At 36.3% G+C, this 24,254-nt stretch carries 26 protein-coding genes; 12 read left to right on the plus strand and 14 right to left on the minus strand.

Annotated elements, in window-relative coordinates:
- Nucleotides 1-61: 61 nt before the first annotated feature.
- The 5 genes from purB to H9L23_RS07260 all read right to left on the minus strand — a co-directional run bounded on the left by purB (nucleotide 62) and on the right by H9L23_RS07260 (nucleotide 2,798).
- Nucleotides 62-1,408, minus strand: coding sequence for an adenylosuccinate lyase (purB, locus tag H9L23_RS07240; RefSeq protein ID WP_187594332.1), 1,347 nt, complete (start codon nucleotides 1,406-1,408; stop codon nucleotides 62-64).
- Nucleotides 1,409-1,523: 115 nt separating this feature from the next.
- Nucleotides 1,524-1,721 carry a hypothetical protein gene (locus tag H9L23_RS07245; protein WP_183764586.1) on the minus strand — a complete coding sequence of 66 codons (198 nt, stop codon included), beginning with the start codon at nucleotides 1,719-1,721 and terminating at the stop codon, nucleotides 1,524-1,526.
- A 140-nt stretch (nucleotides 1,722-1,861) separates the two neighbouring features.
- Nucleotides 1,862-2,083: a hypothetical protein gene (locus H9L23_RS07250; RefSeq protein WP_187594333.1), complete on the minus strand. Its 222-nt coding sequence runs from the start codon at nucleotides 2,081-2,083 to the stop codon at nucleotides 1,862-1,864.
- Between the two features lie 131 nt (nucleotides 2,084-2,214).
- Nucleotides 2,215-2,433, minus strand: a complete 219-nt coding sequence (locus tag H9L23_RS07255; RefSeq protein ID WP_184464707.1) for a hypothetical protein — start codon at nucleotides 2,431-2,433, stop codon at nucleotides 2,215-2,217.
- Nucleotides 2,434-2,579: 146 nt separating this feature from the next.
- On the minus strand, nucleotides 2,580-2,798 hold the full coding sequence (locus H9L23_RS07260; RefSeq protein ID WP_025142863.1) for a hypothetical protein: 219 nt from the start codon (nucleotides 2,796-2,798) through the stop codon (nucleotides 2,580-2,582).
- Between the two features lie 204 nt (nucleotides 2,799-3,002).
- Here H9L23_RS07260 and H9L23_RS07265 point away from each other — a divergent pair, with 204 nt between their 5' ends.
- The 4 genes from H9L23_RS07265 (at nucleotide 3,003) to H9L23_RS07280 (ending at nucleotide 5,880) form a co-directional block, all read left to right on the plus strand.
- Nucleotides 3,003-3,569 carry an RNA polymerase sigma factor gene (locus H9L23_RS07265; RefSeq protein ID WP_187594334.1) on the plus strand — a complete coding sequence of 189 codons (567 nt, stop codon included), beginning with the start codon at nucleotides 3,003-3,005 and terminating at the stop codon, nucleotides 3,567-3,569.
- Nucleotides 3,570-3,577: 8 nt separating this feature from the next.
- Nucleotides 3,578-4,672, plus strand: coding sequence for a S1C family serine protease (locus H9L23_RS07270; protein WP_187594335.1), 1,095 nt, complete (start codon nucleotides 3,578-3,580; stop codon nucleotides 4,670-4,672).
- A gap of 163 nt (nucleotides 4,673-4,835) precedes the next feature.
- Complete coding sequence (locus H9L23_RS07275; RefSeq protein ID WP_187594336.1) at nucleotides 4,836-5,471, plus strand: peroxiredoxin; 636 nt, start codon at nucleotides 4,836-4,838, stop codon at nucleotides 5,469-5,471.
- Nucleotides 5,472-5,682: 211 nt separating this feature from the next.
- Nucleotides 5,683-5,880: a cold-shock protein gene (locus tag H9L23_RS07280; RefSeq protein WP_029276380.1), complete on the plus strand. Its 198-nt coding sequence runs from the start codon at nucleotides 5,683-5,685 to the stop codon at nucleotides 5,878-5,880.
- 472 nt (nucleotides 5,881-6,352) lie between these two features.
- Here the strand turns inward: H9L23_RS07280 and H9L23_RS07285 are convergent, their stop codons facing one another.
- From H9L23_RS07285 to H9L23_RS07300, 4 genes are all read right to left on the minus strand, one after another.
- Nucleotides 6,353-7,540: a class I SAM-dependent methyltransferase gene (locus H9L23_RS07285; protein ID WP_187594337.1), complete on the minus strand. Its 1,188-nt coding sequence runs from the start codon at nucleotides 7,538-7,540 to the stop codon at nucleotides 6,353-6,355.
- A gap of 146 nt (nucleotides 7,541-7,686) precedes the next feature.
- The gene (locus tag H9L23_RS07290) at nucleotides 7,687-8,949 is read right to left on the minus strand and encodes an aspartate kinase (RefSeq protein ID WP_187594338.1); all 1,263 of its coding nucleotides are present in this window, start codon (nucleotides 8,947-8,949) and stop codon (nucleotides 7,687-7,689) included.
- A gap of 1 nt (nucleotide 8,950) precedes the next feature.
- A complete protein-coding gene (locus H9L23_RS07295; RefSeq protein WP_187594339.1) occupies nucleotides 8,951-9,418 on the minus strand; it encodes a GNAT family N-acetyltransferase in 468 nt (155 codons plus the stop codon).
- A gap of 1 nt (nucleotide 9,419) precedes the next feature.
- Nucleotides 9,420-10,121, minus strand: a complete 702-nt coding sequence (locus H9L23_RS07300) for a YggS family pyridoxal phosphate-dependent enzyme (protein WP_187594340.1) — start codon at nucleotides 10,119-10,121, stop codon at nucleotides 9,420-9,422.
- Nucleotides 10,122-10,190: 69 nt separating this feature from the next.
- Here H9L23_RS07300 and H9L23_RS07305 point away from each other — a divergent pair, with 69 nt between their 5' ends.
- The 5 genes from H9L23_RS07305 (at nucleotide 10,191) to H9L23_RS07325 (ending at nucleotide 16,316) form a co-directional block, all read left to right on the plus strand.
- Nucleotides 10,191-10,754: a DUF4296 domain-containing protein gene (locus H9L23_RS07305; protein WP_187594341.1), complete on the plus strand. Its 564-nt coding sequence runs from the start codon at nucleotides 10,191-10,193 to the stop codon at nucleotides 10,752-10,754.
- Between the two features lie 6 nt (nucleotides 10,755-10,760).
- Entirely contained in the window at nucleotides 10,761-13,139 is a 2,379-nt protein-coding gene (locus H9L23_RS07310) for an endonuclease MutS2 (protein ID WP_187594342.1), read from the plus strand.
- A gap of 350 nt (nucleotides 13,140-13,489) precedes the next feature.
- The gene (locus tag H9L23_RS07315; RefSeq protein WP_187594343.1) at nucleotides 13,490-14,578 is read left to right on the plus strand and encodes a PQQ-dependent sugar dehydrogenase; all 1,089 of its coding nucleotides are present in this window, start codon (nucleotides 13,490-13,492) and stop codon (nucleotides 14,576-14,578) included.
- A 295-nt stretch (nucleotides 14,579-14,873) separates the two neighbouring features.
- Nucleotides 14,874-15,578 carry a CoA transferase subunit A gene (locus H9L23_RS07320; RefSeq protein ID WP_187594344.1) on the plus strand — a complete coding sequence of 235 codons (705 nt, stop codon included), beginning with the start codon at nucleotides 14,874-14,876 and terminating at the stop codon, nucleotides 15,576-15,578.
- A 78-nt stretch (nucleotides 15,579-15,656) separates the two neighbouring features.
- A complete protein-coding gene (locus H9L23_RS07325) occupies nucleotides 15,657-16,316 on the plus strand; it encodes a CoA transferase subunit B (RefSeq protein WP_187594345.1) in 660 nt (219 codons plus the stop codon).
- Between the two features lie 188 nt (nucleotides 16,317-16,504).
- Here the strand turns inward: H9L23_RS07325 and H9L23_RS07330 are convergent, their stop codons facing one another.
- Nucleotides 16,505-17,155 carry a uridine kinase family protein gene (locus H9L23_RS07330; protein ID WP_187594346.1) on the minus strand — a complete coding sequence of 217 codons (651 nt, stop codon included), beginning with the start codon at nucleotides 17,153-17,155 and terminating at the stop codon, nucleotides 16,505-16,507.
- Nucleotides 17,152-18,675, minus strand: coding sequence for a muramidase family protein (locus H9L23_RS07335; RefSeq protein ID WP_187594347.1), 1,524 nt, complete (start codon nucleotides 18,673-18,675; stop codon nucleotides 17,152-17,154). Before H9L23_RS07335 ends, H9L23_RS07330 begins: the two co-directional genes overlap by 4 nt.
- A 283-nt stretch (nucleotides 18,676-18,958) precedes the next feature.
- On the opposite strand from H9L23_RS07335, the gene H9L23_RS07340 reads away from it, so the two are divergent.
- Together H9L23_RS07340 and H9L23_RS07345 are read left to right on the plus strand one after the other, a co-directional pair.
- Entirely contained in the window at nucleotides 18,959-19,438 is a 480-nt protein-coding gene (locus H9L23_RS07340) for a Dps family protein (RefSeq protein WP_025142845.1), read from the plus strand.
- A gap of 105 nt (nucleotides 19,439-19,543) precedes the next feature.
- On the plus strand, nucleotides 19,544-21,379 hold the full coding sequence (locus H9L23_RS07345) for a UbiD family decarboxylase (protein ID WP_187594348.1): 1,836 nt from the start codon (nucleotides 19,544-19,546) through the stop codon (nucleotides 21,377-21,379).
- Between the two features lie 38 nt (nucleotides 21,380-21,417).
- Here H9L23_RS07345 and H9L23_RS07350 read toward each other — a convergent pair whose 3' ends face one another.
- The 3 genes from H9L23_RS07350 to H9L23_RS07360 form a co-directional block, all read right to left on the minus strand.
- Nucleotides 21,418-22,302 (minus strand): hypothetical protein, encoded by an 885-nt coding sequence (locus H9L23_RS07350; protein ID WP_187594349.1) that lies wholly within the window; start codon nucleotides 22,300-22,302, stop codon nucleotides 21,418-21,420.
- Nucleotides 22,299-22,673 carry a hypothetical protein gene (locus H9L23_RS07355; protein ID WP_187594350.1) on the minus strand — a complete coding sequence of 125 codons (375 nt, stop codon included), beginning with the start codon at nucleotides 22,671-22,673 and terminating at the stop codon, nucleotides 22,299-22,301. Before H9L23_RS07355 ends, H9L23_RS07350 begins: the two co-directional genes overlap by 4 nt.
- A 66-nt stretch (nucleotides 22,674-22,739) precedes the next feature.
- Complete coding sequence (locus tag H9L23_RS07360; RefSeq protein ID WP_187594351.1) at nucleotides 22,740-23,057, minus strand: hypothetical protein; 318 nt, start codon at nucleotides 23,055-23,057, stop codon at nucleotides 22,740-22,742.
- 366 nt (nucleotides 23,058-23,423) lie between these two features.
- On the opposite strand from H9L23_RS07360, the gene H9L23_RS07365 reads away from it, so the two are divergent.
- Complete coding sequence (locus H9L23_RS07365) at nucleotides 23,424-24,254, plus strand: hypothetical protein (RefSeq protein WP_187594352.1); 831 nt, start codon at nucleotides 23,424-23,426, stop codon at nucleotides 24,252-24,254.

Raw genomic sequence — 24,254 nt, forward strand, 5'->3', positions numbered from 1 at the left:
TTAACAATAAGTCATTAATAAAACCTTTAACTGCTGTCTGCTTAACGTCAATTTAATCGGCTTAAAAAACGCCGGTGTAATTGAAAGGGGTAATCGTTCTCAATTGCGCTTTTATTTCTTCAGTAACATTCAGTCCTTCAATAAATTCTGCAATACTTGCCGCATTAATTTTTGAATTTGTCCTGGTCAGTTCCTTTAAAGCTTCATAAGGATTCGGATAGTTTTCCCTTCTTAACACCGTTTGAATTGCCTCGGCTACTACTGCCCAGTTCTCATCTAAATCGGCGTGTAAAGCAGCTTCATTTAATAAAATTTTATTTAAACCACGCAAAGTCGAGTTAATGGCAATTAGCGTGTGACCGAAAGGAACGCCAACGTTTCTTAAAACGGTAGAATCGGTTAAATCTCTCTGCAAACGTGAAATAGGCAATTTAGCGGCGAAAAACTCGAATAAGGCATTGGCAATGCCTGCATTTCCTTCTGCATTTTCGAAATCGATCGGGTTAACTTTATGTGGCATAGCCGATGAACCGATTTCTCCCGCTTTGATTTTCTGTTTGAAATAATTTTTCGAAATATAGGTCCAGATGTCTCTGTCTAAATCGATAATGATGTTATTTATGCGTTTTAAAGCATCGCACTGCGCGGCAAACTGATCGTAATGCTCAATCTGTGTGGTGTGTTGTGCACGGGTTAAGCCTAAAGTTTCGTTTACAAACCGGTTAGAAAAATCAACCCAGTTTACTTGAGGATAGGCAATATGGTGTGCATTGAAGTTTCCGGTTGCACCACCAAATTTTGCGCTGTTCGGAATAGATTTTAAACTTTCCAGCTGAATGCTTAAACGTTCGGCGAAAACCAAAAATTCTTTTCCCAGTTTAGTAGGAGAGGCCGGCTGACCATGCGTATGTGCCAGCATCGGAATATCTTTCCACTCTGTAGCCAGTGCATATATTTTTTCGATCAAAGTATTAATCGCCGGATAATAACTTTCATTTAAAGCCAGCTTAATAGAATAAGGAATGGCCGTATTGTTAATGTCCTGAGAAGTTAAACCAAAATGGATAAACTCTTTATAGTTTTGGAGTGAAAGGGCATCGAATTTACTTTTGATAAAATATTCAACCGCTTTAACATCATGATTGGTTACTTTTTCAGTTTCTTTAATTTCCAGGGCATCGGTTTCTGAGAAATTTTCGTGAATTTTACGTAATTCTGCATAAAGACTTCTGTCAAAACTTTCCAAGCCAGGCAAGTTGATCTCACAAAGTGCGATAAAATATTCGACTTCTACAAAAACACGGTATTTAATCAATGCTTCTTCCGAAAAGTAAGCAGCTAAACTTTCGGTTGTTTTTCTGTAACGGCCATCAACAGGTGAAATAGCTTGTAGTGAGGTTAAATTCATTATGCGGATTATATTTTTGCGCAAATTTACTACAATTGATGGATTTTAAGGTCTCGATGCTTAAAATAAAAAAAGCCTTAGGTATGCTAAGGCTTTTTCAAATGGTTTGATAAAACTATTTTTTAGTTGTATCAGCTTTTACAGTGTCTTTAACGGTTGTGTCTTTTACAGTAGTATCTTTAACTGTAGTATCTACAACTGTAGAATCAACTTTAGATGAATCTGTTCCGCCATCTTTCTTTTCTGATTTACAAGCTACAACAGATAGAGATAAAGCAAGAGCTAAAAAGCCCATTTTGAATGCATTTTTCATTTTTTTTTAATTTGTTTGGTTCTAAAAATTAATTAATTACTAATTTATACAAAAAAGACTGAAAAGTAACCCGATATTCTTAAATAAAAAAGGTCGAGATGTAAAAATATCGACCTTTTTTATATTATTTAGTTAAAATACTAGTGTTTTACTTCTTCTTTAGTAGTAGTAGCTTTAACTGTAGTGTCTTTTACAGTAGAATCTTTAACTACAGTATCAACTTTAGTTGTATCAGTAACAATTGTAGAAGAATCGGTAACTGTAGTATCAGCGCCATCAGCTTTTTTGTCTGAACCACCACAAGCAGCAACTGTTAAAGATAAAGCCAGGGCTAAAAAGCCTAATTTGAATGCATTTTTCATTTTGATATATGTTTTAGGGTTAATATATACCATTAATACCAAAAAATGTAAAAGGTAACCCATGATTGATCTGAAAATAAAAAAGCCTCCCGATTTTTACATCGCGAGGCTTTTTTTATGGGTAAGTTAGACTAGTGTTTAACTTCAGTTTTTTCTGTAGTAGTTTTAACTGTAGTATCTTTTACTGTAGAATCTTTAACTACTGTATCTTTTTTAGTAGTATCAGTGATAACAGTTGAAGAATCAGTAGCTGTAGTATCAGCACCTTCTGCTTTTTTCTCTGAGTTACAAGCAACAACTGATAAAGATAAAGCTAAAGCTAAGAAGCCTAATTTGAATGCATTTTTCATTTTGAATATTTTTTAAGTAATTAATTAATTTACCTGTTAATACCCATTATTGAAAAAGGTAACCCGAAAAAATAGAAAAAAATGAAAAAAAATAAAAAAGGCTCCTGATGTACAATCAGAAGCCTTTTTTATATGGTAAAGTTAGACTAGTGTTTAACTTCAGTAGTAGTAGTAGTAGCTTTTACAGTAGTATCTTTTACTGTAGAATCTTTAACTGTAGTATCTTTTGCAGTAGTATCAGTAACGATAGTAGAAGAATCAGTTAAAGTTGTATCAGCACCTTCAGCTTTTTTCTCTGAGTTACAAGCAACAACTGATAAAGATAAAGCTAAAGCTAAAAAGCCTAATTTGAATGCATTTTTCATTTTTGAATTTTTTTAAAGTAATTAATTTCTTATTAATGCCGCAAAGGTAGAAAGGTAACCCGATAATCAGAAAAAAAGTTGAAATATTTTTTATCGGGCTTTTGGGTTACCGATGGCGTTAAGTTTGTATTAAGCAATTATAGTAGCTATAAATATTTTTTTGTCTAATATTGGGTTACTATTTACCGAAAAATGTATTAACTAGTGAATAACAGTTTAAAGAGTTCAGTTCCAACAGATAGAGAGGTTATTTTAGGTATTCTAAATAACTCTGAAGATGCACTTAACAAGTTATACAAGGCTTATTATGCAATGGTTTTGCAATTTATCCTTAATAATAATGGCGATGAAGATGATGCAAAAGATGTTTACCAGGAAGCCATCATTATATTATATAACAAAATTAAGGAAGGTAATTTTGAACTAAGCAGCAAACTCAAAACCTACATTTATTCGGTATGCCGCCGTATCTGGTTGAAGAAACTCAGCCTGAATAGTAAAAAGGCCGGCAATATTACCGATTATGAAGATGTGTTTGCAGTAGAGGAAGATGTAGAGGAACATGAAGAAAAAGATGCTGCTTTTGTGAAAATGCAATCGGCGCTCGATCACCTAGGCGAACCTTGTAAAACCATTATTCAGGATTTTTATATCCACAATTTATCCATGCAGGATATTTGCGAAAAGTTTGGTTATACCAATACTGATAATGCAAAAACACAGAAATATAAATGCCTGCAAAGGTTAAAGAAAATATTTTTTCAACCATAATAATTGAAATGAGAAACGATTTGGAGTTAGATGCAATTATTGAAGATTATCTTTTAGGTAAACTTAATGCACAGGAAACTGAAGCTTTTGAACAGTTACGTCGTAATGATGCCACAGTAGATCATAAAGTAGTTTCGCATAAATTCTTTTTAGAATCTATGGGGACGTTTGCCGGGCAGTTGCGTTTAAAGGAACAATTGAACCAGATCCATGCAGAAATTGATGTGGAAAGCTTGGCTAATGCGCTTAGGCCGCATCCATCAAGGGTGGTGCAGTTATGGCGTAAACATAAATCTGCAATTGCGGTAGCCGCTTCATTTTTAGTACTTTCACTGGTTTCTATTTATTCTATCCAGCATAGCAGTAAACAGGAAGAACACTACAGGCAATTGAGCAATCAGGTAAATAAGGCCATAAAAACGCAAAATAGCCTGATCAGAAAAATTAATAATAATACCACCACATCTGATAAGCCAAGCGTACAGAACAGCTTCGGCGGTACAGGTTTTGCCATTTCTACCAATGGTTATATTTTAACCAATCTACATATTATTAATGGTGCCGATTCTTTGTATGTGCAGAACAGTAAAGGTGAATCATTTAAAGTAAAATCGGTTTATACGGATCCACAGAACGACATTGCGATTTTAAAAATCAGCGATAAACATTTCAGTAATTTATCATCTATACCTTATAGTATTAAAAGAAGCATGAGCAGTATTGGCGAAATGGTATATACTTTGGGTTATCCAAAAGATGATGCAGTATTAGGCGAAGGTTATGTGAGTTCGAAAAATGGTTTTATTGGCGATACCACTCAATACCAGGTGGCCATTTCGGTTAATCCTGGAAACAGTGGCGGACCAGTTTTAGATAACAACGGAAATTTAGTGGGGATTATCAGCGGTAAACCTGATCAGACAGAAGGTGCAGCTTTTGCAATTAAATCAAAATACATTTTAGAAGCCATGAGGGCGATCCCTCAGGATTCATTAGGTGCAAATAAGCTTTCTGCTAATAAAAAGAGTTTGCTTTCTGGCCTAAAACGCACTAAGCAGATTGAAAAAATACAGGATTATGTATTCATGATCAAAGCTTACTAAGTAAAACCCCCAAACAAATTAATATGCTTAAACCCTGTTGATCAAAAATCTTCAGGGTTTTTTATTGCAATTGTAATTTAGAGGTCTTAAAATCATATTATGTCTATGTATTTACTATAGTATTGTTTAGATTTGTTTTAATCAACTTAAAAATTATCATATTATGAGCATAAGACTAGGCGATATCGCACCGAATTTCCAGGCCAATACGTCCATTGGAGAAATCGATTTTTACGAATATTTAGGTGATAGCTGGGGAGTACTGTTTTCGCACCCTGCAGATTATACCCCGGTTTGTACCACAGAATTGGGAAGAACGGCTGCGCTAAAAGGTGAGTTTGAAAAAAGGAATGTTAAAGTTTTGGCACTAAGTGTCGATTCTGCCGAATCGCACAAAGGCTGGATCAACGATATTAACGAAACGCAAAATACTTCAGTTGAATTCCCGATTATTGCCGATCCGGATAAAACTGTTGCCAACCTTTACGATATGATCCACCCGAATGCTTCAGAAACATTAACGGTTCGGTCATTGTTCGTTATCAGTCCTGATAAAAAGGTAAAATTGATGATTACTTATCCAGCTTCAACAGGCCGAAACTTTAATGAGGTATTGCGTGTAATCGATTCTTTACAGCTTACCGCCAATTATAGCGTGGCTACACCAGCCGATTGGAAGGATGGGGAAGACGTAATTGTAGTTAACAGCATCAAAACCGAAGATATTCCGGCTAAATTTCCAAAAGGACACAAAGTAATCAAGCCATATTTACGTACTACACCTCAACCGAATAAATAATTTTGGTAATATGCTTTTTGAAACGCAACATTCTTGTTGAACGGCCAAAAAGGGGTTGCATTATAGGTGTAAATTATTATATTTGATAGTTTTGTTTCAATATTAACGCTCTAACTGATTGTTTATCCCATTTTTAAGAGTCAATTGGTTGAATGAAATGCTGATCAAAGCGTAAAAGGTTTATTTATTTTATACAATTTTTTATTTTTTTATGGCAACCGGAAAAGTTAAGTGGTTTAACACTCAAAAAGGCTTTGGATTTATTGTACAAGAAGACAATAAAGACTTATTTGTACATTTTAAAGATGTTTTAGGTGGAATCGAAAGCTTGAAAGAAAACGACACAGTAGAATTTGAAGTAGCTGAAGGCAGAAAAGGTTTACAGGCAGTAAACGTTAAAAAAGTTTAAGCGATAATATAATCATTATTTCTTCATCCCTGCAAAAAGCCTTTCGGTAGAAGGGCTTTTTGTATTTTGTAGCGCCTCGTTTGTCATTCTTAAAGTTTCGTCGGCATTTCTACTGAACAGTTCCTACATTTTTTTTGAAAAGCAGCAGCTGTGGTACATTGGGTCAGATAGTCCCGCCATTTGCTTAATCCCGATTGAAATCATTTAAGGATAAAATATAATACTCAAATCGGGATAACGCTGTCTGCCGGGTTTATTTAACAAACAATAATTGTACTATTTAAGCCAGCTAAACCCGATCTTAGCGAGATGCCGATATTTTCATCGGCAGAAGCGGGAGCGGGGGCTGTGGAATCCTAAAAGCTTTTGAACCTGCTTTCCAAAAAAAGTAACTGGTTTTTGATTTAATATTTTATAGGCTACAGATTTTTCACTGGGTTCAGAATGACAGCCAATTCATTTAGAATAACAATTAGTAATACTGTATAATCGACGCTTTTAAAATTACATTTTCTCCGTTGGCAATTTTTGTAAAAATCAAAAACTGCTCCTGATCAGACTTGATTTTATATTTCTTCACTAAATCTTCCGGCTTTGCAGGGTAATTACGGACAATTACATTTCCTTTTAAATTTGTCTCCTTTTTCAGTTCTGCAGTACTTAATATGGCCTCAATTTTAAATATACGTCCAGGAAAATCAGTTTTAGTAATATTAGCAGTGAATAGCTGTGTTTGAGGATGTAATTTTGAAATACCGTAAGTCGAACCGATTAAGTTAAAGGCACCTGATTTTAATAGCGCAGCATCCGGCTCGTACAAATAATTATTGATACTTAGACTTTCGGCAAATTGTACGGTTCCATTTGCTACCGACCTGTAAAAAGAAAAGTCTTTTTCAACTTCATTATTAAGCGTTACTGCGATTACTTTAGTGTCTTTGTCGAATCCCTTATCAATTACCCATAAAAGTTCTTTGCATTCGTTTTTTACACTTACAATGTGTATTTCACTCACCTGTTTTAATTCGGCCAACCCAGCAGAAATATCAAGCAATGGAGCAGTTTTGACAATAATCCTTGACGATTTCTTTAATAATGCATCCAGATTGCCTACAATATCAGGTGTGCAATCTTTCAGCATAAAAACTTTGCCCTTTTCTGCTCTTCGGGCCGGATCTACATAAATGGTATTGAAGGTGGTAGCAGTATTTTGAATATACGTAATGCCATCTTCTGCCTTGAATTCGATATTTTTTGCATTTAATGCCCGCGCGTTATATTGTGCGATTGCCGATAATTCAGGATTGATTTCGCAGTGAATTACTTCCTTTACTTTTTTAGCAAAATAGTAAGTGTCTATACCAAAACCTCCTGTAATGTCTATTAAAGTATCTCCTTTGGCCAGTTTTGATTTATATTTTGCCGTGATTTCGGAAGAGGTTTGTTCGATGGATAAAACAGGGGGATAATAGATATTTTCGGTATGGAACCAGGTGGGTAATTTCCTTTCTGATTTTTTCTTTGCAGTAATCTGTGTAGCTAATTCTGCCGAAGTAATACCTTCAAAAGGAGTTTTAGCTAAAGCAATTTGATTGACATCGGCATTTAAGTTGGCGTTGATGTAATCTTGTACGGCTATGGCTAAAAGTTTGTTGTTCATTGTTTAAGGTGATAGTAGCAGGTATTAAGTAGCAGGTAGCAGGTATTAAGTAGCAGGTAGCAAGTATTAAGTAGAAGGTAGCAAGTAGCAAGTATCAAGATGAACTCATCTCTTCGGACTTCCGGCCTCGGACTCGAGACTTTTAACTATTTATTTTTCATTACCATCTGGCAGGTATGGCGGCTTTTCACTTCGAGTAAAATATCTTTTTCTACGGTTACACGATCAATTGTTTGCTGGTTGTAATAGCGGATGGTTACCAGTTCCAAGCCTTTATTGTATTTTACCGTAAACTCGTTTGAAAGGTCTTTAATCAATTTTTCAATCTGAACAGGATGATCATCAATACTTACCGAGAAACTGATTGCCGAATTAAGCATGGTATTGATTTTGATTTTGTGCCTGTGGAAAAGCTCAAAAATATTGCTCAGGTTTTCTTCAATAATAAAGGAATAATCTTTCGGGAAAATAGAAATCAACGCCTGGTTTACCTTGAAAATAAAAGAGGGGATTGGTAAAGGATTATTCTCTTTGGTAATGGCGGTTCCAGAACCCTCTGGCTGGATAAATGACCTTACAAAAAGTGGAATACCCTTATTTTGAAGCGGTTTAATGGTTTTTGGATGGATTACCGTTGCACCATAATAAGTAAGTTCTATGGCATCATGGTAAGAAAGTTGTGCAATTTTTTCTGTCTCATCAAACCATTTTGGATCTGCATTTAATACGCCCGGAACGTCTTTCCAGATGGTTAAAGCCGCTGCATCCAAACAAGAAGCAAATATAGCAGCGGAGTAATCAGAACCTTCTCGACCTAATGTGGTGGTGTAATTTTCACTTGTTCCGCCGATAAAGCCTTGTGTTACAATGATATTATCGGTTAAAAGCGGCACTAAATCTCTTTGTATAATCTGATTTGTTTTTGCCCAGTCTACTTTTCCTTCCTTGTAGGTATTATCGGTTTGGATGTAATTGCGTGCATCGGCCCAGAGCGCCTTATTTCCCGTTTCATTTAACCAAGCTGCTACGATTTTAGTAGAAACCACCTCGCCAATGGATACAATCTGATCATAAATATAATCGGGGTTGTTATCAGGTTCATCCTCAATCAACCAATCAATTTCGACAAAGGTATTGGCCACATCATCATAAACCGGATGGTGTTTCCCTTGAAAAAGTTCGTCTATAATGTTGAAATGGAAATGTTTAATTTCTTCAAAAATTGCATGTGCTTCATCATTTTGTGAGAGGAAAGCATGGGTGAGGTCTTCCAATCTGTTGGTGATTTTGCCCATGGCAGAAATTACAATCAGCAGGTTCCCTTTTTTATAATCGCGAACAATATTGGCCAGATTTTTTACACCTGCCGCATCTTTTACCGAGGCACCTCCAAACTTAAAAATATCCATATTAAAATGCCTTGATTTGTTCTGTAGAGAGGGCTGCATTTAACCAGCCGCTTTCTAGATGTGCTTTATATTTATTGTAAAAATTGATGGCTGGCTCGTTCCAGTCCAATACTTGCCATACCATACCGCTATAATTGCCGTTTTTGGCTTCTTCTATAACTTTTTCGAATAATATTTTGCCTAAACCTTTTCCGCGGAATTCTTCGGTTACGATAAAATCTTCGAGGTATAACCTGCAGCCTTTCCAGGTGGAGTAACGGGTATAATACAAGGCAAAACCAACAATTTTATTGTCTAATTCAGCAACAAAAGCTTTCCATACCGGGGTTTTACCAAAACCGGCATCGATGAAGTGATTTAAAGTAACGGTTACTTCTTCTGGTGCGCGTTCATATACAGCTAATTCGTTAATTAATTCTAATATTCTCGGGCAATCTTCAGCGGTTGCAAATCTGATGTTAAAATCCATACTAATTGGCAGAAATATCGTTTTTAAAATGTTTAATTACTCTTTTTCCGAAAATACTGCTTCCAATTCGTACCATGGTACTGCCTTCTTCAACTGCGATTTTATAATCGGCACTCATTCCCGTTGATATTTCTTTAAAAGAATCCTCTTTACGGAAAAAACTCACTTTAACACCATCGAAAAATACTTTTAACTCATGAAATTCGATCGTAATCTGTTTTTCATTCTTGGTATTGGTGGCAATTCCCATTAACCCAACTACACGGATATTTTTTAAAGCTGCATATTCTTCCGAACGTAGTAATTCAATCACTTCATCGAAGCCAAGTCCAAATTTAGTATCTTCATCAGCAATGTAAACCTGCAATAAACAATCAATTATGCGTTTGTTTTTTGCGGCTTGCTTATCTATTTCCTGCAGAAGTTTCAAGCTGTCTACTCCATGTATCAGTTTTACAAAAGGCGCAATGTATTTAACTTTATTGGTCTGTAAATGGCCAATCAGGTGCCATTCGATATCTTTAGGGAGCTGCGCTTCTTTTTCAACCATTTCCTGTACATGGTTTTCTCCAAAAATGCGCTGTCCGGCGTTGTATGCTTCTAAAATTGATTCTATTGGCTGTGTTTTTGAAACTGCAATCAGTTTTACCCCATCTGATTCAACTTCGCTTTTATATTTTTTAAGATTATCAGCTATGCTCATTTATAACTATTTTTGGTAAAATTAATAACCTTGCCGCAATTTGGGCAAAAAATAATATTTTAATTAAACATGAAGAGATTAATATGGGTTTTAATGACGGCTACATTATGGTTTGGTTGCAAGCCAGGCATACCTGACGACATTATAAAACCTGATAAGATGGAAAAGATTTTATTTGATATGCACATTGTTGACGGTTATATTGCAAATATCTATGTGGTAGATTCTGCAAAGAAGGTGGCCGCTGCTTATTATAAAGGTATTTATAAAAAATTCGGTATAGACTCTGCCGAATATAATAAAAGTCTGTTGTGGTACAATACCAATCCTAAAGAACTCGAACCGATGTATAAAAACATCCAGAAATCTTTAATCCAGCAGAAAAAGGCTGTAGAGATAGCGGATAAGATGATTCAAAAGAAAAAATTTAAAGCAGATTCATTGGTGATTGCGAAGAAGTTTAAGGCCGATTCTCTTGCAATCAGGAAAAAAATGAAACCAGATTCTTTATCGAAAGTAAAAGCTACAGCTGAGATTGCGAAAAAGAAGAAACAGGCCGATTCACTCATTAATATTAAGAAGACCGGAGCAATGGAAATGGTTTCGGCCACGACACCGACACCGGTACAATAAAATAATATGTTATATCCCGATAATTGTTTAGAACGTTTAGGTTTTGTAGAGATCAGGCAGCTGATCAGCAAACATTGTTTGAGCCCCATGGGACAAACGATGGTTGGCAAGATGCAGGTGATGAACCGTTTTGATCAGATTGATAAATTTTTACGGCAAACAAACGAGTTCAAGAGTATCCTTCAAAATCAGGAGCCCTTACAGATTAATACTTTTTTTGATATTAAATCGCTGGTTGAAAAAATCAGGGTAGAAGGTACTTATCTTTTAGAGGATGAGTGGTTTCAGGTATATACTTCCTTGCAAACCGTTTTTTCGGTGTTACGCTTTTTTGAAGAAAGGGCAGAAGTTTACCCAACGCTCGAAGCTTTATTTGAACATTTACCGATTGAAAAAACGATCCTTCGTAAAATAGAAACGGTAATTGATGCCAAAGGAAAGATTAAACCCAATGCATCGAAAGAACTTCAGGAGATTACCTCGGCCATTTCTAAAGCTGAGCAAGATGTCCGAAAGCGCATGGATTCGATCTACAAACAGGCCATTGCCAATAATTGGGTTGCCGATGGCAGTTTAACTATCCGTGATGGCAGGATGTGTATCCCGGTTTTGGCAGAGAACAAACGCAAGCTTAAAGGTTTTGTGCATGACGAATCGGCCACAGGGCAAACCGTTTACATCGAACCGGAAGAGGTTTTTACTTTAAATAACAAACTACGCGATTTAGAATTTGATAAACGCCGCGAAATTATTAAGATTTTAATTGCGTTAACAGACGATCTTCGTCCGTATTCGCCGTTATTGCTTTCTTATCATGGTTTCCTTACCAAATTGGATTTTGTGCGTGCAAAAGCATTGTTTGCTTTAGATATTGAAGCCGAAATGCCTGGTTTGTTAAAAGAGCCAAAAACCAAACTGATTAATGCGAGGCATCCTTTGTTATCAATCTCTTTCGCAGCCGAAAAGAAAACCGTTACTCCATTAAATATCCATATTGACGCCGAAACGCGTGTGGTTTTGGTTTCAGGACCAAATGCTGGTGGGAAATCGGTTTGCATGAAAACGGTTGGTTTACTCCAGATTATGCTACAAACAGGTTTGTTGATTCCTGTTGATGCGAATAGTGAAGTTGGTATTTTTGAAAACATTTTTGCCGATATCGGCGACGATCAATCGATAGAAAGTGATTTGAGTACCTACAGTGCACACTTGAAAAAGATGCGCTATTTTGTAGAGCATGCCTCGCCGAAAACGATGGTGCTGATTGATGAGTTTGGTACCGGTACCGATCCACAGTTTGGCGGACCAATGGCAGAAGCCGTGTTAGAGGTGCTGAACAATAAAAAAGTGAGAGGGGTAATTACCACCCACTATTCTAATTTAAAGCTGTTTGCAGGGAATACGCCTGGATTAGAAAATGCATCGATGCTTTTTGATAATGCAAAGATGAAACCGCTTTATATTTTAGAAATGGGCAAACCAGGTAGTTCTTATGCATTCGAAATTGCACAGAATATTGGTTTGCCAAAAGAGGTGATCCAGCTGGCCAAAGAGAAAACGGGCTCTAACCAGAACCGGGTAGATACGATGTTGGTTGATCTGGAGCGTGAAAAGAAAAACGTTTACGATGCGAAAGTCAGTTTGGCCAATCAACAGAATAAGGCCAAAAACCTGGTTGCTGAAAATGAAAAGTTAAAAACATTTTTAGAGGAAAATAAGAAGATCCTGATTAAAGAAGCAAAGCAAGAGGCGCAGAATATTATTAAAAACGCCAATAAGCTGGTAGAGAATACCATTGCTGAGATTAAGGAAAAAAAGGCCGAGAAAGAGGTAACTAAAGAACTCCGTCAGAACCTGCAGCGCGAACTGGAAAAAAATACTGTACCAAAAGAGCGTCCTAAACCGGCACCAGTGGTTATAGGAGGTGAAATTGAAGTGGGCGATCTGGTTAAATTTACAGATAGCGAAACCATTGGACAAGTTTTAGAAATTAACCGGAATGAATTGATTTTAGCCATTGGCGATCTACGTTCGACAGTGAAGAAAAACCGTGTACAAAAGGTAAGTAATCGGGAAGCTAAAAAAGTGATTCAAAGCAGCGCACATTCTTTTGCCGGACGTATGAATGAAGCGGTATCAGACTTTAGGGCCGAATTGGACTTGCGCGGAAAACGGACAGAAGATGCTTTATTTGAAGTTGAAAAATACCTGGATAAAGCCATTATGCTTGGTTTCCCGTCTATTAAACTGATACATGGTAAAGGTGACGGAATTTTGAGGAAAATGATCAGGGAGTATTTGCGTAAATATAGCCAGGTAAACAGGATGGAAGATGAGCATCAAGATAGAGGAGGAGATGGGATTACTTATGTTTATTTGAATTGATGGTTAGATTTGGGACAGGAGATACTTGATGTGAGATGTAAGATGTGAGATGTAAGATGTAAGATGTGAGATGTAAGATGTGAGATGTGAGATGTGAGATGTGAGATGTGAGATGTGAGATGTGAGATGTGAGATGTGAGATTGGAAAATCGATTTACTGTTCCGATTAGATTCGTCATTGCGAACTGAAGAAGGGGAATGTGCGATGGAGTGAAGCAATCTTTCTTGCTTGACGATAGGGTAATGGAGAACGCATTAAGTTTGCTTTTAGTTGGTGTTGGATGTTACCATTTGACAGCACAAACAAAACTTTATGGCCGTAACTGTGTTATTTTTAAAACGTTACGGTTATGAAAAAAATCTTACTCTGCCTTTTTGTGGTATTATTTACCACAACTTGCAAAAAGACTGACAATGGTAATGAAGATCCAGGTACCTTACCTGATGTCGAATTAAAAGCAAAAGTTGTTGCTTCTGGATTAAGTCTTCCATGGGAAATGGTATATGGACCAGATAACTTTATCTGGTTTACTGAAAAAGCAGGTAAAATCAGCCGTTTAAATCCTTCCACAGGACAAATTTCACTATTACTTACCATTTCAGAAGTACGTACCAATGGCGAAGGAGGTTTATTGGGCATGGCCTTACATCCTGATTTTACAAGCAATCCTTATGTTTACTTAATTTACGGATATGGAAGTACTTATAAAGCTAAAGTAGTTCGTTATACTTATGGCGGAGGGAATTTAAGCAGTCCATTGGTTTTACTCGATCAGATTCCTGCAGCTTCCATTCATAATGGTTCGCGTTTGTTGATCAGTGGTGGTAAATTGTTTATCAGTACGGGAGATGCGTCCGATACGGCCAACCCACAAAATATAAACTCTTTAGCGGGTAAGATTTTAAGAATTAATTTAGATGGTTCCATTCCTGCAGACAATCCTTATCCAAATAATCCGGTTTGGAGTTTAGGACATCGCAATGCACAAGGTCTAGTTCAGGTGGGTAATAAAATATTTTCTTCAGAACATGGGCCGGATTCTGATGATGAAATCAATATCATCGAAAAAGGAAGAAATTATGGGTGGCCGAATATTAAAGGTTTTTGTAATGAAAGCGGCGAACAATCTTTCTGTAGTTCGAACAATGTGGCAGAGCCATTAATTAACTGGACCCCAACCATTGCACCAAGTGGTTTGGCTTATTATAACAATGATTATATTCCTCAGTTTAAAAATTCGTTGTTATTAGCGGTGTTGAAAGGAACTAAACTAATGCAACTGAAACTGGACGATGCGCAAACTAAGATTACCTCAACAAAAGATTTTTATGTGAATACTTATGGCCGGATCAGAGCTGTGTGCCAATCGCCGGAAGGGAAAGTTTATATCTGCACCAGTAATGGAAGTGATGATAAGATTGTAGAAATAGCGAAGTAAGCTTATTTCTTTTTATTGCCCGGGCACTTTTTACAGCGCTTACCTTTTTTAAACTTTTCACAACATTTTTTGTGCTCAGCCGTACAGCTGAAAATAAAACCCATACCCTTTTGAAATTCGGGATCTGTGGGTAATATGAATAGGCTTTCTTCTCTCTCGTAAATCATTGCAACACAAAGGTAACGGTTATTTAGATTAATTCCAATCAATTAATATTCCTAATAGATTTAAAATTATAATTGCTGCATTTTTGATGGCAATTTGTAATTTAGCGCACTAACCAAAAATTCATAAGATGATAAATAAAGTGGTATCTGGTGCCGAAGAGGCCATCAATGATATATCAGACGGTGTTACCATTATGCTAGGCGGTTTCGGTCTTTGTGGCATTCCAGAAAATTGTATCAATGCTTTGGTAAGCAAACAGGTCAAAAATTTAACCTGTATCTCCAATAATGCTGGTGTGGATGATTTTGGTATCGGTTTAATGCTAAAACAACGTCAGGTAAAAAAAATGATTTCTTCTTACGTAGGTGAAAATGCAGAGTTTGAAAGACAGTTGTTAAGCGGCGAACTGGAAGTAGACCTTATTCCCCAGGGTACTTTGGCTACCCGTTGTCTTGCAGCAGGATATGGCATGCCGGCGATTTTTACTCCCGCAGGTGTAGGAACTGAAGTAGCTGAAGGTAAAGAAATACGTAATTTTGATGGTAAGGATTATTTGATGGAATATGCATTTGATGCCGATTTCGCCATTGTAAAAGCCTGGAAAGGCGATACCGCAGGGAATTTAATTTTCAGGTCTACAAGCCGTAATTTTAATCCGGTAATGGCTATGGCGGGGAAAGTTACCATCGCCGAGGTGGAAGAATTGGTAGAAGCTGGCGAACTGGATCCTGATTATATCCATACCCCTGGTATTTATGTTCACCGGATTTTTCAAGGCAAAGATTACGAGAAAAGAATTGAACAGAGAACGGTTAGAAAGTCCGAAGTCTGAAGTCGGCGGTCCGAAGTCGAATAGGAGATTAGAACATTCACTCATTCAATTATTTACTCACTCAATCAATTAAAATTTATGTTTTCAAAAGAAGAGATCGCACAGCGCATCGCTAAAGAAATAAAAGACGGATACTATGTTAATCTGGGCATTGGCATACCTACGCTGGTAGCTAATTATATTCCAAAAGGAATTAATGTGGTATTGCAATCAGAAAACGGTTTGTTGGGCATGGGGCCATTTCCTTTTGAAGGAGAAGAAGATGCTGATTTAATAAATGCCGGAAAACAGACCATTACCACTTTACCTGGATCATCTATTTTTGATTCGGCGATGAGTTTCGGGATGATCCGTGCACAAAAAGTAGATTTAACCATTCTGGGCGCGATGGAAGTTTCAGAAAATGGCGACATTGCCAATTGGAAAATTCCTGGTAAAATGGTAAAAGGAATGGGAGGAGCAATGGATTTGGTCGCCTCGGCCAAAAACATTATTGTAGCTATGCAGCATGTTAACAAAGCTGGCGAAAGTAAATTATTGCCAAAGTGCACATTGCCATTAACTGGTGTGAAATGCATTAAAAAAATTGTAACCGAACTGGCGGTTTTAGATATTTTACCAGAAGGTGGTTTTAAACTTTTGGAGCGCGCACCTGGTGTGAGTATCGAATTTATACAGCAATCTACAGCTGGTAGACTGATTGTAGAGGGGGAAATTCCGGAAATGAGACTGGATTAATTAGTGGTTTGTGGGGACACAAACCACGGCTTTACAGATCGTGTAAACCTATCAAGGCATTACGATTATTCATAAGTTTTCATGTTTTCAAAGGTATTCATGAGCACTTCGTGGTTCCCAATCAAGTTGGGAATGACGATTCATCACAAAAAAGGAGTCAAGCTTTTAAAGCTTGACTCCTTTGGTATTTACTGTATATCTACTAAAATACTATTCCTCAAATCATTCGAAATATCTTCTGTGATGGCGATAATTTCATCTGGCTCATTGGTATTGTTCATTACTACCTTATTGCACTGTTCGCGGTAGGGTAGCAGGTATTCTTTATAAGCTGGTACTACATGGTTGTGCCATTTGTACAATACGTCATCTTCCGGATAACCCCGTTCTAAACCATCGCGCTTAATACGTCGGTCTAAAGCTACCTGTTCATCCGCATCTACGAAAATAGTATGATCTAATACAGCCGCAATTTCTTTAAAATGCAGGATAAAAAGACCCTCAACAATAATAATAGGTGCTGATTTAATTTCCAGTATTTTAACAACAGCCAATGGGTTATTGAAGTTGTATTCTTTTTTATAAACCACTTCACCACTCATTAATTGCTTAATGTCTCTCAAAAACTGTTCGCTATCAATGGTTGAAGGAAGATCGAAATTGTATAACTTGTTTTCTTCCTGAGTCATGTCGCCGGCAGGGATGTAATAATCATCCTGTGATACCAGTGTTACTTCATCTTGTTTAAAATGATGGAGAAAGCAGTTTAAGAAAAATGTTTTGCCTGATCCGCTACCGCCGGCAATACCAATTATAAAAGGCTTTTTGTTTGAACTCATTGAGCACTATAGGTTAAATTGCAGAAAAAACGTTTGTCTAAAGCACCCAATGAATCGGCTACAGCTTTAGTCATTACAATGATAACATCTTTTGTAGATTCGTTCTCTGTAAATTTACCAACAACTTTGGCAAATGTAGTACGGTTGGTCATCGGGTTGGTAATTTTGATTACCCTGCCAACAGGTGCTGTACGGTGTAAAACCAACATTTTTGTGCCATCAAGGTCTTGATCAGCAATCCAAACCGCTGTGCCTTTTTCTTCGATCTGGCTTAAGCCATAAACGCTAGGGTCGCGGCGCAGTTTAGGGTCTTTAACCATGGTGCTGTCAGGTTCATTTTCCTGTTCTTCTTTTGAAGCATCATTTACCGATTTTGGTTGAGGTGGTCTCGGGATAATTAGTTTTTGATCAACTTTAATGTTATTATCTTCCAGTTTATTTGCTGTTCTGATCTGAAAGGCCGTTAAATTGTATTTTTTAGCAATTGAGAAAATATTTTCGCCAGTTGCTACAGTATGGATAAAACTTTCGTCTTTTGTAACTACCGGTACTTCTTTTGTTTTGGTTTCAGCCTGCTTTTCTTTGGGTACCTGAACATCCGCAACAATGCCGCCCGGGACCTTTAAAACCTGCCCGATGGTAATGGCATTATCAGGAAGATTGTTCATTGTTCTGATCTGATAAGCGGTAATGCCATATTGCTTGGCAATGGTGAAGATGGTTTCGTTCCTTAAAACGGTATGCGTACCCGCTGTGTCACTGGATTTATTCTCTTGTACCGGCTTTTCTTCAACAGCAGCAGAAACTACTTTATTTTCGTCGATGTTTTTTGTTGCAGGGATTTTCAGTTTCTGACCAATACGGAGGTTATTGCCCGAAAGGTTATTGGCTTTTTTTACTTCTTCAACCGTAGTGCCGTATTTCTCGGCAATTTTCCCTAAAAACTCTTTAGGTGCAACGGTATGCTCGATCATGGTTTGATCTGAAGATTGCGTATTGGTTATAGGCGCTTCGGTATTATTTTTTGCTGGTGGAGTAGATGGACTAGCTGTTGCAGTTTGCTCTCCGTTTTTTGCAGGGATTTTTATAACCTGGCCAATGCTTAGGTTGCTGCTTGTTAAATTATTTAAAGCTTTAATTTCATTTATTGTTGTGCCATATTTTTCAGCCAGCATGTTTAAATTCTCTTTTGGCTTAATGGTATGTTCTATCACATTGGCCGTTGAAGAAGTTGTTTCTGTATTTGATGATCCGTTAGCTGTAAATGGAACATTGGTTGGGACTTTAATGATCACGCCAACCTGTAGGTATTTGTTGTCGTTAAAAGCCATGATATCCTTTGGCGATACATTGTATCTTCTTCCGATAGAATAATAAGTGTCTTTTGCTACGGTTTGGTGAACGATCAGTTTTTTGCCTTTATTATTTTCTACACCGATAGAGTCTCTTGCTGTGTTGGCTTTGGTATTTGCAATATTGAGCGCAAATAACACTACAGCAGATAAATATATTTTATGCATTTATTTTTATCTAAATTTCTAAGTCAAAGGGAGCAATTATACGAATAATATTGTTAACCGTCTTATCTTATACTACTCGTTTTTAAGTAAAAATAAGATGACTTTAACCCCATTATTTCGATATGCTATTCATTAACAAATGTTTATAAAATTGTAATTTGATTGATAATGAATATTAAACGGTTTAATAAATAACGTATTGTTCAAAAGACAAAAATGAGCAAAACTTTTCTAAATTTGAGTTGTTAGGTACACATTAAAATACATCATAAATTATAATAAAATGGACGCTAAAGAAATAAGCTTAAACGAAAAAGAAGTTAAACCAGTTGTAGATCTGTTGAACGATTATTTGGCTAACTATCATATCCATTACCAAAAATTAAGAGGCTGCCACTGGAATATTAAAGGACAGAACTTTTTTACCCTTCATGTTAAGTTTGAAGAGTTATATACCAACGCGCAGCTCACCATCGATGAAATTGCTGAGCGTGTTTTAACTTTAGGTAAAGCACCACATAGCCGCTTTGCTGATTATATTAAAGAATCGAAAATTAAAGAAATTGATACGATTGGCTTAAAAGATCTTGATATGGTTGATGCCATTTTAGATGATATGGCTAACCTGATTGAACTGGAAAGAGAGCTTTTAGAAGCAACTGATGAGGCTGGTGACGATGGTTCTAATGATATGGTGAACCGTTTTATGCAGTTTAAAGAAAAAAATACCTGGATGTTACGTTCTTTTGCCGGAAAAAAATAACCGGGTATTGATAGGTTAAAGGCCTCGTGTAAGTAGCTTTATTGTAAAATCTGCTTATATGAGGCTTTTTTGTTTCATTGGAAATCTAAATATTTATCTTTGGGCATGGCGTACAAAAGTTTAGCAGAATGTGTATCGGACCTGGAAAAGCATGGTCATTTAATCAGAATCAAAGAAGAAGTAGATCCCTATTTAGAAATGGCCGCCATCCATTTAAGGGTATATGAAAAGCAAGGACCGGCGCTGTTATTCGAAAAAGTTAAAGGAAGCCCTTTTCCAGCAGTTTCTAATCTGTTCGGAACTTTAGAACGTTCTAAATTCATTTTCAGGGATACCTTGCCAAAGGTTCAGCAACTGGTATCATTAAGAAATGACCCCATTAAAGCATTAAAAAACCCTTTTAAATATGCTGGTTCTGCCATGTCGGCATTATCTGCTTTGCCGCTTAAAACACCTTCTGCAAAAAGTAAATTTTTAAAAACAAGCATCAGTCAGTTGCCGCAAATTGTAAACTGGCCAATGGATGGTGGCCCTTTTGTTACCATGCCTCAGGTTTATACCGAAGATGTAGATAAACCTGGTGTATTAAATGCCAATCTGGGTATGTACCGTATTCAATTGGTGGGGAATGATTATATCCAGGATAAAGAAATCGGTTTGCATTATCAGATTCATAGGGGAATAGGGGTGCATCAATCAAAAGCAAATGCTTTAGGCAAACCGTTAAAAGTGAGTATTTTTGTTGGTGGCCCACCGTCGCACCCTTTAGCTGCAGTAATGCCATTACCGGAAGGTTTGTCGGAAATGACTTTTGCGGGTGCTCTTGGCGACAGGCGCTTCCGTTATTTTTACGATGATGAAGGTTTCTGTATTTCTGCAGATGCAGATTTTATCATCACCGGCACCGTTTATCCAAACGAAAATAAACCAGAAGGTCCTTTTGGCGATCATTTGGGCTATTATAGCTTAACACATCCATTTCCTTTAATGAAAGTACACAACGTGTACCATAAAAAAGATGCGATATGGTCGTTTACGGTGGTTGGTCGCCCGCCGCAGGAAGATACCAGTTTTGGCGCCTTAATTCACGAAATTACCGGTTCGGCCATTCCACAGGAAATACATGGTTTAAAAGAAGTTCACGCAGTAGATGCTGCCGGTGTTCATCCCTTGCTTTTTGCTATCGGTAGCGAACGTTATACACCATATTTAAAGGAAAGAAGACCACAGGAGATTTTGACCATTGCCAACCACATTCTGGGTAAAAACCAGTTGAGTTTAGCCAAGTACCTTTTTATAGCGGCGAAAGAAGATGACCAACAACTGAGTACGCATCATATTGAAGATTTTATCAAACATATATTAGAGCGGATTGATTTAACAAGAGACATCCATTTTTATACCAATACCACCATCGATACGCTGGATTACAGTGGAGACGGATTAAACAGCGGTTCGAAAGTTGTAATTGCTGCCGCAGGTACTCAGAAAAGGGAATTGTGGAGTCATGTTCCCGAGGGACTGAAACTGAGTGAGGCATTTTATCAGCCCAAAATTGCCATGCCAGGCGTTTTGGTTTTAGCAGCTAATAAATACTTAAATCCAGAAAAGACAGCTGCAGAAATTGCAATGCTGAACATAGCCTTGATTGATCAGGATTTATCTGGTCTGCCTTTGATTATATTGGCCGATGATGCTGAATTTACCGCTGCAACGACTGATAACTTTGTTTGGGTAGCTTTTACACGAAGCAATCCGGCAGCTGATATTTATGGTATTAACGATTTTACGATCAATAAACATTGGGGCTGTAAGGGCTCTATGATTATCGATGCACGAAAAAAGCCTCACCACGCACCCGAATTGATTAAGGATGGAGTGGTAGAGGCTAAGATTGATGAAATGGGTAAAGAAGGTGGAGCGTTGTTCGGAGTGGTTTGATGGAAATAGTATTGATCTTATTTGTCATTAAAATAATGTTACAGTTTAACTTTTAAGCTTAATGCATAGAAAGACTGTTTCTCGAAATTCTTCGCTGGATTTTCTCCGTTTGTATAATCAATGCCAATTTTTGATGTTTTTTTACCATCCTCTGAACGAAAAAATGTATAGTTGAAACTTGTTGTAATGAAATTATGCTCAGTCTGCGTTAATTCAATAATATTTTCATTTAAATCATATCTATACTGCCAGTCAAAATTAAATTCAAATTTTTCGCGTAAATTTTCATCTTTTGGAAGCAGTGAAATTATAGAAGTTACGCGAAATAAAGCACGGTAAATGCTACCGGCTGAATTTTCATCTTTAGTTTCGATTCTATTTTCGTTTTCTAATCCAATATATGGAGAATACAGAAATTGGAATACATTACCAAAATCGGAGGTATTGTTAGGGATCCAAAAGTATTTAGGGTCCTTTGCTTTTCCTTTAAATACTGGCGTGAAATATAAATTACCCTGAAATGAAGTGTTCTTTTTAATATTATCTTCATTGTATTTAAAAGCTGTGATAAATATCGGAGACCATTTTTTTTGTGATAAATCCCTACTTTGCCATTCAGAAGAAATACCTGCTTGCCAATTGTTTTGGATTTTATCTATTAAAGTATTTCTATGGAATTCAAAATACGGGCTTAAAGATAGTACGGATTTACTTTCTTTTAGAAAATCATAGCCAATTGCTGCATTAACTAACCAAGATGCACTTTTGTCTTTTGGTTTTGTAAATGACAATACAGCTGGTTCCGCTTGATCATTTTTGCTTTGAAAGGATTGTCTCAAAGTAAAACCGTCTATAAATTTACTCTGGCCATAAGTAAAAAGAATACATAAAAAGCAGAACGATGTGAGTAATAATCTTTTCATAACTTTGATTTAATTAATTTTAAACAATCCATAACTTTTTTTAAATCTTCACATTCTTTTACAGTAATGTTTTTTTGAGATCCCAAATCATTAGTTATTTTTTGGAAATAATTTTTTAAAGCTCTTTTTTGATATAAGCTTAATCCGAGATCAAATTTTAAATCACTGTTATCCTTGAAATCATTTGGTTCAAATCCGCTCATATCTGAAAGTGCCAAATATGTATAATGCCTGATGTATTCATCTACATCTTCTTTCTCAATTAGAAGATTAAATAATGAATTTAAATTATCTGATTTTAATGTGGGAAGAAATGTTTTAAGTTGATCAATATCAGAATCAGTTACTGATAAATAAATTTTACGTTTCATATTTAAATTGATTAATTATTTATTTAATATTTTAAACTATGTATAATTATACTGTGAGCATAAAGTCTAAAGTTTTACTGTTACATCATCTGTTTCAGCATATACTTTAATTCCTTTTAAATCTGGAGGGAAGTTATCCCAGAAAAATGGTTTAGAATGAATTACTGTAATTACCTCTAGAACAATGCCTGTAGGTTTATTCGCTACAAAATTAAATTCATATATGCCATCTATCGGAGGGACAACATAAACAAAAGGATTTAGCTGTGCATTTAACCAACCACTAGAATTAACTGTGCCATTAGCCTCAATTACTAAGGTAGGAGGATTTTTTTCGAGAATTTCGAAAGTAATATTAATTACTGATAATACTTTTTTTGTCATGACTTTAGCTTTTAGGTTTCGATTAATTACCCATATTTTTAATATCGGGTTCAAAAAATGGTCAGTTTTATTGAACCATTTTCTTAACCAAAGCTAGTTTTGAAAGGCTATCCAAATCAAGCGTGAAAACATTGCAATTTATACGCGTGAAAAGCGCAATAGGATACCGTAAAATCGCGGTATTTTAAAATACTTAGATGTAGGGTAATTATTAGAAAAGTAGGGTAGAGGCTATTGAGGTGGTTTTTGTTGCTTGAAAATGAGTTTGTTGAGCGTTTTGTTAATCTTGCAATTTTCGAATTCAAATAAGGTTAGTGTATATTTAGGTATAAGTTATTTTATTAATCTAAACCTAAATTAAAAGCTATGGAACCTCTACCAATTACTTACATCACTGATGTAGAAAGCAAAAAAAGACAGGAATGGTTTGACAAGTATAAACTACCTGTGCTCAATGATTTGAGATTGAGGCAAGAAAAAGAAGTCGAAGAAAAGAGACTTGATTTTACTGATATAAAAACCGCTATTGATTTTTTTAATCCACTTATTAAAAATCTTAAAAAAGAAGATGGCGTTCGGGTGTATTTTGCGTCTCCTGCTAATGATGGTACAGTGAATAAAGGTAAATGCGGTAAACTGACACTCATTCTTGTCGTAACCATTGGCGTTGATAAGAAGGAGGAATTACCTTATTATAAGTTTGAAAATGGAACTTTTGTTCCAATTGATTTAGTGGATGCTGAAAATGGGGTTCATAATTATCAATTAATAAAAAGAGATTATCTTTTTAAAACTTTATCCCATCAGGACCGATTAGATGGCTGTAAAGAAACCAAACATATATGGTTTAGTTTGGAACAAATGACGCAAACAGTCAAAGAAATGGAATATCAAAATAAAAACCACAGTAGTATTGTAAAAGGTTTTGGTATCTGCTTTACATCATACACCAACCAGGATTATATTTTTTTAGGATCTAAATCTCCTGTGTTTAAAAGGAGAGAACGACTTACTATTTGTTTTACATTTATAGGTGCTAACGGTGATATTGGAATTGAGGATATCGATCCTGTAGAGTTCGCTCAAAGACTTAACATAACAAGAGATAAAGGTTTAAGTGACACCTTTGATACCGGTATACCAGCTCCACCTCCTTCAGGAGATGATAACAGGGGTGCACTAGATATTCAAATGTAA

The sequence above is a fragment of the Pedobacter roseus genome, from assembly GCF_014395225.1.
Taxonomy (GTDB): Bacteria; Bacteroidota; Bacteroidia; order Sphingobacteriales; family Sphingobacteriaceae; genus Pedobacter; species Pedobacter roseus.

Coding starts and splice junctions, on each gene's coding strand:
- H9L23_RS07365 (WP_187594352.1), top strand. CDS start 23,424: ATGGAACCTCTACCAATTACTTACATCACTGATGTAGAAAGCAAAAAA.
- H9L23_RS07360 (WP_187594351.1), bottom strand. CDS start 23,057: ATGACAAAAAAAGTATTATCAGTAATTAATATTACTTTCGAAATTCTC.
- H9L23_RS07260 (WP_025142863.1), bottom strand. CDS start 2,798: ATGAAAAATGCATTCAAATTAGGCTTTTTAGCTTTAGCTTTATCTTTA.
- H9L23_RS07255 (WP_184464707.1), bottom strand. CDS start 2,433: ATGAAAAATGCATTCAAATTAGGCTTCTTAGCTTTAGCTTTATCTTTA.
- H9L23_RS07280 (WP_029276380.1), top strand. CDS start 5,683: ATGGCAACCGGAAAAGTTAAGTGGTTTAACACTCAAAAAGGCTTTGGA.
- purB (WP_187594332.1), bottom strand. CDS start 1,408: ATGAATTTAACCTCACTACAAGCTATTTCACCTGTTGATGGCCGTTAC.
- H9L23_RS07245 (WP_183764586.1), bottom strand. CDS start 1,721: ATGAAAAATGCATTCAAAATGGGCTTTTTAGCTCTTGCTTTATCTCTA.
- H9L23_RS07320 (WP_187594344.1), top strand. CDS start 14,874: ATGATAAATAAAGTGGTATCTGGTGCCGAAGAGGCCATCAATGATATA.
- H9L23_RS07325 (WP_187594345.1), top strand. CDS start 15,657: ATGTTTTCAAAAGAAGAGATCGCACAGCGCATCGCTAAAGAAATAAAA.
- H9L23_RS07285 (WP_187594337.1), bottom strand. CDS start 7,540: ATGAACAACAAACTTTTAGCCATAGCCGTACAAGATTACATCAACGCC.
- H9L23_RS07345 (WP_187594348.1), top strand. CDS start 19,544: ATGGCGTACAAAAGTTTAGCAGAATGTGTATCGGACCTGGAAAAGCAT.
- H9L23_RS07355 (WP_187594350.1), bottom strand. CDS start 22,673: ATGAAACGTAAAATTTATTTATCAGTAACTGATTCTGATATTGATCAA.
- H9L23_RS07340 (WP_025142845.1), top strand. CDS start 18,959: ATGGACGCTAAAGAAATAAGCTTAAACGAAAAAGAAGTTAAACCAGTT.
- H9L23_RS07310 (WP_187594342.1), top strand. CDS start 10,761: ATGTTATATCCCGATAATTGTTTAGAACGTTTAGGTTTTGTAGAGATC.
- H9L23_RS07305 (WP_187594341.1), top strand. CDS start 10,191: ATGAAGAGATTAATATGGGTTTTAATGACGGCTACATTATGGTTTGGT.
- H9L23_RS07250 (WP_187594333.1), bottom strand. CDS start 2,083: ATGAAAAATGCATTCAAATTAGGCTTTTTAGCCCTGGCTTTATCTTTA.
- H9L23_RS07275 (WP_187594336.1), top strand. CDS start 4,836: ATGAGCATAAGACTAGGCGATATCGCACCGAATTTCCAGGCCAATACG.
- H9L23_RS07315 (WP_187594343.1), top strand. CDS start 13,490: ATGAAAAAAATCTTACTCTGCCTTTTTGTGGTATTATTTACCACAACT.
- H9L23_RS07300 (WP_187594340.1), bottom strand. CDS start 10,121: ATGAGCATAGCTGATAATCTTAAAAAATATAAAAGCGAAGTTGAATCA.
- H9L23_RS07290 (WP_187594338.1), bottom strand. CDS start 8,949: ATGGATATTTTTAAGTTTGGAGGTGCCTCGGTAAAAGATGCGGCAGGT.
- H9L23_RS07270 (WP_187594335.1), top strand. CDS start 3,578: ATGAGAAACGATTTGGAGTTAGATGCAATTATTGAAGATTATCTTTTA.
- H9L23_RS07330 (WP_187594346.1), bottom strand. CDS start 17,155: ATGAGTTCAAACAAAAAGCCTTTTATAATTGGTATTGCCGGCGGTAGC.
- H9L23_RS07335 (WP_187594347.1), bottom strand. CDS start 18,675: ATGCATAAAATATATTTATCTGCTGTAGTGTTATTTGCGCTCAATATT.
- H9L23_RS07295 (WP_187594339.1), bottom strand. CDS start 9,418: ATGGATTTTAACATCAGATTTGCAACCGCTGAAGATTGCCCGAGAATA.
- H9L23_RS07350 (WP_187594349.1), bottom strand. CDS start 22,302: ATGAAAAGATTATTACTCACATCGTTCTGCTTTTTATGTATTCTTTTT.